We start from the raw sequence: 13,346 nt of genomic DNA on the forward strand, positions 1-13,346 counted from the left end.
GGTCGATGGCCGGACGTTATGGGACAGACGCTCACGGAGAAAATCCTCGACGACCACCTCGTCGAGGGTGACCTCGAACCCGGCGAGGAGATCGGGATCGAGATCGATCAGGTGCTCACACAGGACACGACCGGGACGATGGTCTGGCTGCAGTTCGAGGCGCTCGAACTCGACGAAGTGCAGACCGAACTCGCCGCTCAGTACTGTGACCACCAGACCTACCAGTTCGACTTCAAGAACACCGACGACCACCGCTTCCTCCGGTCGGCCGCCGGCACCTACGGCGCGTACTTCTCCCGCCCGGGCAACGGCATCTGCCACAACGTCCACAAGGAGAACTTCGCCGCCCCCGGGAAGACGATGCTCGGCTCCGACTCCCACACGCCGACGCCCGGTGGCCTCGGCGAACTCGCCATCGGCGCGGGTGGCCTCGACGTGGCGGTCGCCATGGGCGGCGGCCCCTACTTCGTCGAGATGCCCGAAGTCGTGAACGTCCGACTCGAGGGTGAACTCCCCGAGTGGGCGTCCGCGAAGGACCTCATCCTCGAGATGCTCCGGCGCCTGTCGGTCAAAGGCGGCGTCGGCAAGGTGTTCGAGTACACCGGCCCCGGCGTCGAGAGCCTCTCGGTGCCCGAACGGACCACGATCACGAACATGGGGACGGAACTCGGCGCGACCACGTCCATCTTCCCGACCGACGATCGGACGAAGGACTACCTCGAACGACAGGGCCGCGGCGACGAGTACGTCGAACTCTCGGCGGACGATGACGCGGAGTACGCCGACGAAATCGTCGTCGACCTCTCCGACCTCGAACCGCTCATCTCCACGCCGTCGATGCCGGACAACGTCGTGCCCGTGCGCGAGGTGGCTGGCGAAGACGTCGAACAGGTCATCGTCGGCTCCTGTACCAACGGCGGGTACGCGGACATCCTCCCCGCCGCGAAGATGGTCGAGGGCCGCGAGATTCAGAAGGACCTCGAAATGATCGTCGCGCCGGGCTCGAAGCAGGCCGGCGAACTCCTCGCGCGAGAGGGCTGGACGGCCGAACTCATGGCCGCCGGCGTCAACGTCTCCGAGTCGACGTGTGGGCCGTGCATCGGCATCGGGCACGTCCCCGCCTCCGACTCCGTCTCCGTGCGGACGTTCAACCGCAACTTCGAGGGTCGCTCCGGCATCGAGAACGACTCGGTCTATCTCTGCTCGCCGCAGGTGGCCGCCGCCGCCGCGCTCAAGGGCGAAATCGTCGACCCGCGGGATCTGGCCGAGGAACTCGGTGACATGGAATCGCCGGGCGTCGAACTACCCGACAAGTACGACGGCTCGAAGGCCGACATCATCGAACCCGACGAGGCCGTCGACGACGAACTCATCAAGGGCCCGAACATCGGCGACGTGCCGCTGAAGGACCCGCTCGGCGCCGACATCGGCGGTGAGACCCTCCTCAAGATGGAGGACAACATCACCACCGACCACATCATCCCCGCCACCTCGGACATTCTCAAGTACCGCTCGAACATCGACAAGCTCTCCGAGTTCACGCTCTCCCGCGTCGACGAGACGTTCGCGGAGCGGGCCAAGGCGTCCGACCACGGCATCCTCGTCGCCGGCGAGAACTACGGGCAGGGCTCCTCCCGCGAACACGCCGCGATGTGTCCGATGTATCTCGGCGTCGAGGCCGTCCTCGCGCAGTCGTTCGCCCGCATCCACAAGGCGAACCTGTACAACTTCGGCCTCCTGCCGCTGACCATCGACGCGGAGACGTACGACCGGATCGAACAGGGCGACCACATCGAAGTCGTCGACGACGTGGCCGAAGCCGTCCGGTCCGGTGCGGAGGAGTTCACTATCCGCGTCAACGACGACTGGGAGGCGACGGCCGCCTTCGACGCCTCCGAGCGCGAACGCGAGATTCTCGCGGCCGGCGGCAAACTCACGCTCACGAAACAGCAGTACGAAGAGGACTCCGGCGGCGCGACGCCCGCGGACGACTAACTGCGCCGCCCGAGCCCTTTTGCTCCCGTCGCTCGTAGTCGGCCCGTGGCCGTTCCCACGACCCCCGCCGACGTGACCATCCGCGGCGCCGAGGAGTCGGACCTGGGGTCGGTGGTTCGGATCGAACGCGACGCCTTCGACCAGCCGTGGCCCTACACCGCTTTCGAGCGCTTCGTTGGCGAACCCGGATTTCTGGTCGCCACCCGCGACGGCGCCGTGGTGGGCTACGTCGTCGGCGACGTGACGCCCAACTTCGGTCGTGACATCGGGCACGTGAAAGACCTCGCCGTCGCCACGGCGGCGCGGCGGCGCGGCATCGGTCGGTCGCTGCTCCGCCAGTCGCTCGTCTCTCTCGCCGTCGACGGCGCCGAGGTGGTGAAACTGGAGGTGCGCGAGAGCAACGAGGCCGCGCGGACGCTGTACTGCGACACCGGCTTCGAAACCGCCCGGCGCGTCCCCCGCTACTACCGCGACGGCGAGGACGCCCTCGTGATGGTGCTCGACGTGGCCGAGTGGCAGGACGACGAGGCCGAACCCTAATACCGCTCACGCCCTCTGTATCGACTATGGGATACGCCTGTCCGGTGTGCGAGACGCCCCAGCGCGACGCCGAACATCTCGCCAACCACCTCGCGTTCACCGCCATGCTCCACGGCGACGCCCACGAGGACTGGCTGGACGACCACGCACCGGACTGGGAGGAGGCTGGCGCCGACGAACTGGCGCCGGTCGTCGTCGAGTACGCTGACGAGGTGGCGTACGAGGAGGTGTTCGAGGATACGGTGGACGGGCAGGAGCACGCACACGACCACTCGCACGAGCAACCGCCAGCCACCGCCGCGTTCGACGCGGGCGACCTCGACGGCGACGCCCAGTGCGTCCTCGCGGAGGCCCGCGAGATGACGCGTGCGATGCTGGCGGACACGGACGACAGTGAGGACGACGAGGATAATAAGGCGTAAACCGTCGCCGACGGGAGGGAGCGTATGAACGAGGACGTAACGACCGAGGGCGTGTTCGACCCGGAGTCGCTCGCCGCCGCCCGCGACGCCTACGAGTCGGTCGGTCCGGCAGCGCAGACCGTCGTCCGCGAGACGGCCTCGGCCATGGAGTTCGACCGCGAGGAGTACCGCGACCGCGTGACGAGCGAGGTGGTAGAGACGGCCCGTGACGCCCTCTTTGCCTCCCTCCTCGTCGTCCACGTCGGCGACCGCGAAGCGTTCGAGTCGTGGCGCGCCGAGACGGACGCCGACGTGACGACCTTCGGCAGCGAGGACGTGGACAACGTCGTCTGGCACGCCGCCCCCTTCGGGGAAGCCGTCGCCGCGACGTTTCAGGACGAGCGCGACGCGGCCGTCGCCACCCTCCGCCGGCAGGCGTTCGGACGGCTGTACCGGGAGCGACTGTAGCGGCGAAAGGCGTTTCCCCGCACCGCCCCAACCGCCGCCGTGCGACCGATCACCCGCCGTGCGCTCATCGGGTTCGCCCTCGTCTGTCTGGCCCTCCTCGCGCTCGGCGCCCTCCCCACCTATCTGGGCGCTGGCGAGCCGTACTACCTGACGGCGACGCCGACGGACGATTCGGGACCGGCAGTGAACGTCACGGACCTCTCCGAGCGACGCTACCCCTATCTCACCGGCGCCATCGAGTCGGGGCGCTCCGACCCCTACCGCCGCGGCCCGATCGGCCTCAAGGAGTCGTTCACCCACTCGCCGTTCGACGAGCGCGAGGGGCTGGTGGCCCGGAACCCCGACGCCCGGCGCGACGGGGGCGTCCTCGTGACGGACGGCGGCGAGCGGTATCTGGTGGCGGTGACACAAGCATGACAGACCACGACTGGCCCGTAATCGAGTCGGTGACCGAGTACGAAACCGGCTGGTACACCGGCGGCTACGACCTCGTCGAACAGCCCGACGGCTCGACCAAGCGCTACTACTGGGCGGAGCTCCCGCCGGCGGTGGTAGTGGTGGCGGTCGTCGACGACCAACTCCTCCTCGTCGAGCAGTTCCGGCCGACCATCCGGGAGACCCAGCTCGAACTGCCAGCCGGCATCGTCGAGGACGGCGAGTCGTTCACGACGGCGGCGGCGCGCGAACTCCAGGAGGAGACGGGCTTTGCCCCCGACTCGACCGCCCTGCTGGACGAGTTCTGGACCTGTACCGGCGTCCTTCGCCATCGCCGCGGCATCGTCTACGCCGAGGGGCTGACGCCGGCCGACCCCGACCTCGACTCGAACGAGTTCCTCACGCCGCGGACCGTCCCCGTCGAGGAGGCGGTCGACGTGGCGCGCCGGCCCCCGACCAACGACGCCACCATCGAGGGCGTCCTGCTGGCGCGCGAGGAGGGCCTGCTGTAGTGCAGGCATTACGAACCACTGACAACTTTTGTGTCCTCGGATCGCACGGTGGGACATGTCCGGCCCGGACCCCGGCGACCGCTCGCGACGGTTGGCGTCGACCGCCCGTGAGACTGGTGGTTCGCTCTACGATCACACTCAGCAGACGCTCCTGACGGGTATCGCAATCACGATTCCGCTCATCGTGACGCTGTACGTCCTCACCGTCGCCCTCGATTTCATCTCCGGTGCGCTCGATCCGTTCATCGCCGTGTTGCGGTGGGTCGGGGTCATCGAGGAGTTCGAACGCGTTCAGTTCGTCAGCTTCCTGATCGAACTCGGCGTCTACCCCTACGTCGTCGACTTCTTCACCGAACTCGTCGCGCTGATCGTCCTCTTTCTGGTCGTCGCGACGGTGGGGACGGTGGGTCGCAACCGATACGGCGAGCGGATCATCGACTACGTCGACCTCCTCATCACGTCGATTCCCGGCGTCGGCACGGTCTACAAGAGCTTTCGCCGGATGGGCGACGTGATGCTCGACGAGGGCGGCGAGAACTTTCAGGAGATCAAACTCGTCCAGTGTTTCGAGGAGGATATGTACGTCCTCGGGTTCGTGACCAGCGACTCCCCGCCGACCATCGAGGAGTCGACGGGTCACGAGGACATGGTATCGATGTTCCTCCCGCTGGCCCCCAACCCCGTGACGGGCGGCCTCCTCACCTACGTCCCCGAGAGTCAGGTCTACGACATCGACATGACCGTCGAGGAGGGCGTTCGGAGCATTCTCACCAGCGGCGTCGCCACCGGCGAGGACGTCCAGGAACCGTCCCAACTCACGATGGACGACCTCAAGCGCGTCACCGACCTCGACTGGCGGGCGTCCGGCCGCTCTGACGACGGCGACGAGACCGGGGACGACCGCTGACGATCGACGGCCGACAGTATAAGTTTGCCCGGCACACACGGTGTGGTAGATGGTCCCCGATCGCATCCCCTCCCTCCAGCGAGTCCGTTCAGTCCTCTCCAGCTCCCGACCGCGACCCGCCGTCCGGTGGTGTCATGCCTGACGGTCCCCGATTCGCCGCCCTCATACTGGTGATTGCCCTCACCGTCGGCGCGGTGGCCGTCAGCGGCAGCGGCGTGACGACCGCCGCGAGCAGTCAGGTCGTCGTCCAGTCGACGACCATCGACCCGACGACGCCGCGAGTCGGTGAGGACGTGACGATCACCGCGTCGCTCCGGAACTTCGAGAGCAGTCCCGTGGCCGCGGAGATCACTCAGGTCACGCTCCGGCGGGGCAACCGTATCGTCGAGACCGTCGACGATCCGGGTACGCTCGGCCCGGGTGGGACGATGGAACTCCCGCTCACGACGACGTTCGAGTCGCCGGGCCAGAAGCGGCTAACCGTCTGGGTGTACGGCCAGAGCGAGGGCGGTGGCGTGTTCAACGTGAAGTATCCGGTCGCGGTGTCGGTCGAGGAGCGCGGACAGGACGTGCAGTTGTCGCTCTCCGCGCCGAGCGAACCGGCGACGGAGACACAGGTGAACGTCACGGTCGCCAACGGCGCTGACACCAACATCTCCAACCTCGAACTGCAGCTTGCGGGCCCCAACGCCACGGTCGAAGACGCCCGGCGCGTGAACGCGGCGCTCGGCGGCGGGAGCGAACGCGTCCTCACGTACGACGTGACCTTCGACACGGCCGGCCGGCAGGCGCTCACGGCGACGCTCGACTACCGCGACAGCGACGGTGATGGCCAGACTGTCTCGACCTCGCGTACGTTTGCGGTCGAACGGGCCGACGTGGACGCCGAACTCGACGCCGAGGTGGTCCGCGAGAACGACACGGCCCGCATCGACGCCTCGGTGACCAACTTCGGGAACGTGCCGCTCGAACGCGTCCGCATCCGCGCCGAAGCGGACGGCGAGACGGTCGCGCGGAAACTCGTGTCCGACATGCCGACCGAGACGACGCGGACGGTGTCGATCAGCGAGTCGAGGCTCCCCGCCGGCCCGGTGCGCCTCTACGCCACCTACGAGGCTGACGGGGAACGCTACGAGCGGACGGCCACGGTCGACTTCGCGCCGACGACCCACGGAAACATCACGCTGACGGGCATCGAAGTCGTCCCGAGCGGATCGTCGATCCGGCTCGTCGGCAGCGCGTCGAACACCGGCGAGACCGACGTGACAGGCGCCGTCGTGGCTGTCGTCGGCACGGATCGCGTGACGCCGGTCGCCCCCGCGAAGAACTACTTCGTCGGCAACGTCCCCGCCGGCGAGTTCACGTCGTTCGAACTGACGGCGCGACTGGCGGGCAACCGGACCGATGCGGTGCCCGTCCGGATCACCTACATCGCCGACGGCGAACAGCACCGGCGCGTGGTCGACGTATCGATCACCGGTGGCTCGGCGCCGCCCGCCGGGCCGACTGGTCCCGGTGGCGCGGGCGGCCCGCCCGGTGGCGGCGGGTTCCTCGGCTTCGGCCGCATCGACGTGGTCGGTATCGTCCTCCGACTCGCCCTCGTCGTCGCCGTTGGCGGGGGCGTGGTCTACTGGTGGCAACGTCGCCGCCGCCCCGAGCGATGACCGAGCGCGACGCCGCTCCGTCCGCCGATCCGTCCGTCCCCCCGAACTCGAACCCGGTCGCCGAACTCGACAGCGTCACCAAACAGTACCGGAGTGGTGACGAAGTTATCAACGCGCTCGACGACGTGGACTTCGCCGTCGAACCGGGCGAGATGGTGGCCGTCATGGGCCCCAGCGGCTCCGGGAAGAGCACGCTCCTCAACGTCCTCGGCCTCCTCGACGTGCCCACCTCCGGAACCGTCTATCTCGACGGCGACGACGTGACCGACTACGACGACGAGCGGCGCACGATGGCCCGCCGCCGGACCATCGGCTTCGTCTTTCAGTCCTTCCACCTCGTGCCCATGCTGACCGCGACGGAGAACGTCCTCGTGCCGACGATGTTCGTCCGCGGCAACCACCGCGAGCGGGCGGAGGATCTCCTCCGGCGGATGGGGCTCGGTGACCGTCTCGACCACCGCCCCGATCAGCTGTCTGGCGGCCAGCGCCAGCGGGTCGCCATCGCGCGAGCGCTGGTCAACGAGCCCCGACTCGTCCTCGCGGACGAACCGACGGGCAACCTCGATCAGGACACCGGTCGGCAGATTCTGGAGGAGTTCGAACGCATCAGCACCGAACGCGACGTGGGCGTCGTCGCGGTGACCCACGACGACCTCGTGACGGAGTTCACCGACCGCACGGTCGAGTTGATCGACGGGGTGGTGCAATGATCGACGCGCCGGCGCTTCGGATGGCGTGGCTCAACCTCTGGCGCAACCGCCTCCGGACCGGGCTGGCGACGCTCGGCGTCGTCATCGGCGTCGTCGCCATCGCCGCCATCGGCATCACCGGCACGGCGATCCAGGTCGGCGCCACCCAGCAACTCGGCGACCTCTCGAACACGGTGACGGTGTTTCCGGGCGAGGACAACACGGACGGCGTCATCACGGAGTCGAACGTGAACGCCATCGAGCGGGCGGCGGCGGGTGCGACGGTCGTCCCCCAGCGCTCGGAGCCGATGACCGTCTCCTCGCGCTCCGAGTCGCGGCGTGTCACCGTCGAGGCCACCTCGACCCCGGCGGCGCTCTACACCGCCGCGGAGGGCACGATCCCCTCCCCCATGCGCAGCGGCGTGTTGCTCAGCGAGGAGATGGCGACGGATCTCGGCGTCTCTCTCGGCCAGACCGTCTCGGTCGACGGCCGGTCGTACCGCGTCGTCGCCATCCTCGAACCATCCGGCGGGTTCGGGCCGGGCGGCGTCTCCGTCGTCCTTCCGCTGGACGCCATCGACCGCGACGGCTACGATCAGGTGACGGTCGTCGCCGAAGACGGCGAGGACGCCCAGCGACTGGCCGAGGTCATTCCAGAGGAGGTGAACCAGCGCGAGGAGGTGGTCGACACCTTCACGCCCGCCGATATCCAGGAGAGCATCAGCGGCTTCTTCGCTACGCTCAACGCCGCCCTGCTGGGGGTGGGCTCCATCTCGCTGATCGTCGCCGGCGTCAGCATCCTGAACGTCATGCTGATGAGCGTCGTCGAGCGCCGGGCCGAAATCGGCGTCTTTCGGGCCGTCGGCATCCGCCGGCGCGAGGTGATGCGGATGGTCGTCGCGGAGGCCGCACTGCTCGGTGTCGTCGGCGGCCTCGTCGGCGTCGCCCTCTCGCTCGTCATCGGCTACACCGTCAACGCCCAACTGCTGGGTGATCCCACGCTGGTCTTCGCGCCGCGGAACATCCAGTTCCTCGCGCTCGGCTTCGGCTTCGCCGTCCTCGCGAGTACGCTCAGCGGTATCTATCCGGCGTGGAAGGCGTCGACCGCCAACCCCGTCGAAGTGTTGCGGGGGTGATGGCGAATATCGCCGCGCTGGCCGGGTGGGAAACGGTTATATAAGCCAGTCCGCAAAGACCCGTAGGTTACCTATGGGACGCACACTCACGGAGAAAATTCTGGAGGATCATCTCGTAGACGGCGACATCGAGACGGGCGAGGAGGTCGGCATCGAGGTCGATCAGACCATCGCCCACGACCTCACCGGGACGATGGCGTGGCTGCAGTTCGAGGCACTCGGCCTCGACGAGGTGCAGGTCGAAGTCGCCGGCCAGCACTGCGACCACCAGACCTACCAGCCGGACTACAAGGTCTCCGACGACCACCGCTTCCTGCGCTCCGCCGCCGGGACGTACGGCGCCTACTTCGCCCGTCCCGGTACTGGCATCCTCCATCAGGTCCACAAGGAGAACTTCACCGCGCCGGGCAAGACGCTGCTCGGCGCCGACTCCCACACCCCGACCGCCGGCGGCCTCGGCTGTCTCGGCATCGGCACCGGTGGCCTCGACGTGGCGACGGCGATGGGCGGCGCGCCCTACTATCTCGACGTGCCCGAAATCGTCAACGTCCGACTGGAAGGTGAACTCCCCGAGTGGTCGACGGCGAAGGACGTGATCCTCGAACTCCTCCGCCGCTACTCGGTCAAGTTCGGCGTCGGCAAGGTGTTCGAGTACACCGGTCCCGGCGTCGAGACGCTCTCCGCCCACGAACGGACCGTCATCACGAACATGGGGACGGAACTCGGCGCGACCACGTCCATCTTCCCGTCCGACGAGCGGACGAAGGAGTTCTTCGAGCGACTCGGCCGGCCGGCGGACTACGTCGAACTCGTGCCCGACGAGGACGCCGACTACGACGAGGAAATCGTCGTCGACCTCTCCGACCTCGAACCGCTCATCTCCTGTCCGTCGATGCCCGACAACGTCGTGCCGGTCCGCGAGGTGGCGGGGACGGAGACCGATCAGGTGCTCGTCGGCTCCTGTACCAACGGCGCCTACGAGGATATCCTCCCGGTGGCGAAGATGCTCCGCGACCGCGAGGTGGCGAAGCAGACCGAGATGATCGTCGCGCCGGGGTCGAAACAGGCCTCCGAGATGCTGGCGCGCAACGGTCTCACCGCGGAACTGATGGCCGCCGGCGTCAACATCTCCGAGGCGACGTGTGGCGCCTGCATCGGCGCGGGCCACGTCCCCGCCTCCGACTCCGTGAGCGTCCGCACCTTCAACCGCAACTTCGAGGGACGGTCGGGAATGGAAGACGACGCGGTCTACCTCTGCTCGCCCGAGGTGGCGGCGGCGACGGCGCTCACCGGCGAGATCACCGATCCGCGTGACCTCGCGGACGAACTCGACGGCCTCGAAGCGCCCGGCTTCGAGTACCCCGAGCGCTACATCGGCGCCAGCGAGTCGGACATCATCATGCCCGACGAGGCGGTCGACGACGGCCTCGTCAAGGGGCCGAACATCGACGAAGTGCCGCTGAAGGACCCGCTGGGCAGCGACCTCGACGGCCCGGCGCTCCTGAAGATGCCGGACAACATCACCACCGACCACGTGATCCCGGCGACACAGGAGGTGTCGGTCTACCGCTCGAACGTCCCCAAACTCTCGGAGTTCACGCTCAAGCGGGTGGACGAGACGTTCGCTAGCCGCGCCGCGGACGCCGACGGCGGCTTCCTCGTCGCCGGCGAGAACTACGGACAGGGCTCCTCCCGCGAACACGCCGCGCTCTGTCCCATGTATCTGGGTATCCACGCCGTCTTCGCGCAATCCTTCGCCCGCATCCACAAGTCCAACCTGATCAACTTCGGCCTCCTGCCGCTGACCATCGACCAGGAAACCTACGACCGGATCGACCAGGGCGACGACATCGAAATCGTCGACGACGCGGTCACCGCGGTGGAGTCGGGACAGGAGACGTTCACGATCCGCGTCAACGACGACTGGGAAGCCGAGGCCCACCTCGACGCGAACGAGCGCGAACGCGAACTGCTCGCGGCGGGTGGCAAACTTCCGCACACTCGGCAGCAGTTCGGTGACGCCGTCGACGAGGAGGCCTGACGCCCCTAGTTTCAACACTCACCGGGCGGTTGGGGGCGCATGAACGTTCCGACCCGGACGCTCCCCAGCGGCGACGAACTGCCCCAACTCGGCTTCGGCACGTGGAACCTCGACGACGAGACCGTCACGGACGCGGTGCGGACGGCGCTCGACGCCGGCTACACCCACGTCGACACCGCCGAGGGCTACCACAACGAGGCCGCCATCGGCGACGCCCTCGCGGACTACGACCGCGACGACTACTTCCTCACCTCGAAGGTCCTCCCCAAACACCTCGATTACGAGTCGGTGATCGAATCCTGCGAGGCGTCACTCGACCGCCTCGGCGTCGACGCGCTCGATCTCTACCTGATCCACTGGCCGAATCCCGCCATCTCGGTGCGGGAGTCGCTGTCCGCGATGGCGACCCTGCACGACCGGGGCCTCGTCCGCAACGTCGGCGTCTCGAACTTCAGCGCGTACCAGCTCAGTTGTGCCCAGCACGTCGCGAACGTCCCCATCGCGGTCAACCAGATCGAGTTCCATCCGTGGTTCCAGCGCCCCGACCTCGTCGACTACTGTCGGGAGACGGACGTGGTCGTCGAGGCGGCGGCGCCGCTCGCCCGGACGGAGGTACTGGACGACGAGGTGGTACAGGAACTGGCCGACGCTTCCGGCCGGTCGCCGGCGGCCGTCGTGTTGAAGTGGGCTATCGAGCGCGGGATCACCGTCCTCCCGAAGTCGTCGAACCCGGAGCACATCCGCGCGAACGCCGACCTGTTCGACTGGGAGCTAGACGAGGCGGAGCTGGCGCGCCTCGACGAGCGCGACCGGAACCGACCGGTGTACGACACGCTCACGCGGGACTGGACCGACGACGTGTACGGCGTCGCGGAGTGAGGTCTCCCCTCACGCGAGCAGATCCTCGTCGCACTCGGCACAGACGGTCATCTCGTTGACGGTCTTGCTGGCGGGGTTCTCTCCACAGAGTTCACACAGTTCGACCCGTGCGCCGACCGCGCGCGTCGGCTCGGCGCGGGGGCGAGCGCCGCCCTCTCGGTTACGGTCGCGGTCACCGTCCGGCGTCCCTCCTTCCCCCTCCGCCATCGCCTCGTGAGGGAGCGACGGGCCTCGAATCCGCGTGAAATAGAGGACGACGCCGAGCAGTACGAGCGACCCGACGAGGAATCCCAGTTCGAAAGCCATCGTTCCCCCTACGTGCTCGACGTTCGTTAGCGTTTCCCACCGCACCTTTATCGGTGCGTGCTGAGGGACCGGTATGGTCGACCCGGCACTCATCCTTCCACCGCACCCGGACGAACGCTGGCAACTCGCGAAACAGATGGGCGTCACGAGCGCCGTCGTCCATCCGCTCGAAATCGGTGACGGGCGCACGTCGTGGACGTACGACGACCTCCTGCGACTCACCAACTGGTTCGACGACGCCGGCCTCGACGTGCGCGTCCTCGAGGGGAGCGTCCCCATCTCCGAGCGCATCCGCCTCGGGCGCGAGGGTCGCGACGAGGACATCGAGACGTTCCAGCAGTTCCTCCGGGACTGCGGCCGGGTCGGCATCCCGGTCGTCTGCTACGACTGGATGGCCGGTATCCGGTGGGCGCGCACCGAGGCCCACGTCGAGTCTCGCGGTGGGTCGCTCGTGACCGGCTACACGCACGACCGGATGCAGGGGCCGTCGCCGTCGCTCGACGTGTCCCACGAGGACCTCTGGGAAGCGCTGGAGTATTTCCTCCGCGAGGTGACGCCCGTCGCCGAGGAGGCGGGCGTGAAACTCGCGCTCCACCCGGACGACCCGCCCCGCGAGTCCGTCCGGGGGATTCCGCGCATCGTCACCAGCCCCGAGGCCTACGAACGCGTCCTCGACTGTTACGACAGTCCGTACAACGGCATCACGTTCTGTCAGGGGAACTTCGCGGCGATGGGCGTCGACGTTCCGAGAACGATCCGTCGCTTCGGCGACCGGATCAACTTCGTCCACTTCCGGGATGTCGAGGGCGACGCCGACGACTTCGTGGAGACGTGGCACGACGACGGCCCGACGGATATGTACGCCGCGATGCGAGCGTACCGGGAGGCCGTCGACGACGACGTGCCGATGCGCCCCGACCACGTGCCCACGATGGCGGGCGAGGACAACTCGAATCCGGGGTATCACACGAAGGGGCGCCTGTTCGCGGTCGGCTACATGCGGGGATTGCTGGAGGCCGCAGAATCCGGTCGATAGCCGGCCTCAGCCCTCCAGTCCCCACGCCACCCGATCCCAGAACCGCTCGTAGGCGTAGTACGTCCCCGTCTTGACGAGGTTGGCGACGAGGCCGATGCTCGCCGCCTCGCCGAGATCGCCGACGACGGCCCACGCGACGACGACGGTGACGATCACCATCAACAGGCGGTAGCCGAGGGTCTTGACGAGGGCTCGCGACCGCGGCTGGCGAGGGCGGGCTGTGACGCTCGGCACCATACCACGCGCTACGGGCGCCCCCTCCCTAAATGTAACTGCTAGTAGTAACCTTCTGACCGAATAGTAAGCGGAAACGGTTATTTCGCGCTCGAAACAGCGG

At 67.8% G+C, this 13,346-nt stretch carries 15 protein-coding genes; 13 read left to right on the forward strand and 2 right to left on the reverse strand.

The genetic code is table 11. The features are described 5' to 3' along the window. Positions 1 to 18 precede the first annotated feature (18 nt). The 12 genes from DU502_RS02615 to DU502_RS02670 all read left to right on the forward strand — a co-directional run bounded on the left by DU502_RS02615 (position 19) and on the right by DU502_RS02670 (position 11,667). Positions 19 to 1,995 carry an aconitate hydratase gene (locus DU502_RS02615; RefSeq protein ID WP_121919921.1) on the forward strand — a complete coding sequence of 659 codons (1,977 nt, stop codon included), beginning with the start codon at positions 19 to 21 and terminating at the stop codon, positions 1,993 to 1,995. Between the two features lie 45 nt (positions 1,996 to 2,040). Next, a complete protein-coding gene (gene rimI, locus DU502_RS02620) occupies positions 2,041 to 2,535 on the forward strand; it encodes a ribosomal protein S18-alanine N-acetyltransferase (RefSeq protein WP_121919920.1) in 495 nt (164 codons plus the stop codon). Positions 2,536 to 2,561: 26 nt separating this feature from the next. Beyond that, positions 2,562 to 2,957, forward strand: coding sequence for a DUF5810 domain-containing protein (locus tag DU502_RS02625; RefSeq protein ID WP_121919919.1), 396 nt, complete (start codon positions 2,562 to 2,564; stop codon positions 2,955 to 2,957). Positions 2,958 to 2,981: 24 nt separating this feature from the next. Further along, positions 2,982 to 3,404, forward strand: a complete 423-nt coding sequence (locus DU502_RS02630; RefSeq protein WP_121919918.1) for a DUF5809 family protein — start codon at positions 2,982 to 2,984, stop codon at positions 3,402 to 3,404. Between the two features lie 39 nt (positions 3,405 to 3,443). Beyond that, complete coding sequence (locus DU502_RS02635) at positions 3,444 to 3,821, forward strand: hypothetical protein (RefSeq protein ID WP_121919917.1); 378 nt, start codon at positions 3,444 to 3,446, stop codon at positions 3,819 to 3,821. Further along, positions 3,818 to 4,351 (forward strand): NUDIX hydrolase, encoded by a 534-nt coding sequence (locus tag DU502_RS02640; RefSeq protein ID WP_121919916.1) that lies wholly within the window; start codon positions 3,818 to 3,820, stop codon positions 4,349 to 4,351. The genes DU502_RS02635 and DU502_RS02640 overlap by 4 nt, the downstream gene beginning before the upstream one ends. A 55-nt stretch (positions 4,352 to 4,406) precedes the next feature. Beyond that, positions 4,407 to 5,258, forward strand: coding sequence for a DUF502 domain-containing protein (locus tag DU502_RS02645; protein ID WP_121919915.1), 852 nt, complete (start codon positions 4,407 to 4,409; stop codon positions 5,256 to 5,258). Positions 5,259 to 5,392: 134 nt separating this feature from the next. After that, the gene (locus DU502_RS02650; RefSeq protein ID WP_124896999.1) at positions 5,393 to 6,922 is read left to right on the forward strand and encodes a COG1361 family protein; all 1,530 of its coding nucleotides are present in this window, start codon (positions 5,393 to 5,395) and stop codon (positions 6,920 to 6,922) included. Next, positions 6,919 to 7,632, forward strand: a complete 714-nt coding sequence (locus DU502_RS02655; RefSeq protein ID WP_121919913.1) for an ABC transporter ATP-binding protein — start codon at positions 6,919 to 6,921, stop codon at positions 7,630 to 7,632. Before DU502_RS02650 ends, DU502_RS02655 begins: the two co-directional genes overlap by 4 nt. Next, entirely contained in the window at positions 7,629 to 8,747 is a 1,119-nt protein-coding gene (locus tag DU502_RS02660) for an ABC transporter permease (RefSeq protein WP_121919912.1), read from the forward strand. Before DU502_RS02655 ends, DU502_RS02660 begins: the two co-directional genes overlap by 4 nt. A 73-nt stretch (positions 8,748 to 8,820) precedes the next feature. After that, on the forward strand, positions 8,821 to 10,788 hold the full coding sequence (locus DU502_RS02665) for an aconitate hydratase (RefSeq protein WP_121919911.1): 1,968 nt from the start codon (positions 8,821 to 8,823) through the stop codon (positions 10,786 to 10,788). A 39-nt stretch (positions 10,789 to 10,827) separates the two neighbouring features. Then, positions 10,828 to 11,667 (forward strand): aldo/keto reductase, encoded by an 840-nt coding sequence (locus DU502_RS02670; protein ID WP_121919910.1) that lies wholly within the window; start codon positions 10,828 to 10,830, stop codon positions 11,665 to 11,667. A gap of 9 nt (positions 11,668 to 11,676) precedes the next feature. Here DU502_RS02670 and DU502_RS02675 read toward each other — a convergent pair whose 3' ends face one another. Continuing rightward, positions 11,677 to 11,973, reverse strand: a complete 297-nt coding sequence (locus tag DU502_RS02675) for a hypothetical protein (RefSeq protein ID WP_121919909.1) — start codon at positions 11,971 to 11,973, stop codon at positions 11,677 to 11,679. A gap of 73 nt (positions 11,974 to 12,046) precedes the next feature. On the opposite strand from DU502_RS02675, the gene DU502_RS02680 reads away from it, so the two are divergent. Further along, positions 12,047 to 13,009 (forward strand): mannonate dehydratase, encoded by a 963-nt coding sequence (locus DU502_RS02680; protein ID WP_121919908.1) that lies wholly within the window; start codon positions 12,047 to 12,049, stop codon positions 13,007 to 13,009. A gap of 6 nt (positions 13,010 to 13,015) precedes the next feature. On the opposite strand, the gene DU502_RS02685 is transcribed toward DU502_RS02680, so the two are convergent. Further along, positions 13,016 to 13,246, reverse strand: coding sequence for a DUF2061 domain-containing protein (locus DU502_RS02685; RefSeq protein ID WP_121919907.1), 231 nt, complete (start codon positions 13,244 to 13,246; stop codon positions 13,016 to 13,018). Between the last annotated feature and the right edge of the window lie 100 nt (positions 13,247 to 13,346).

It is taken from the genome of Haloplanus aerogenes, assembly GCF_003856835.1.
Classification (GTDB): domain Archaea; phylum Halobacteriota; class Halobacteria; order Halobacteriales; family Haloferacaceae; genus Haloplanus; species Haloplanus aerogenes.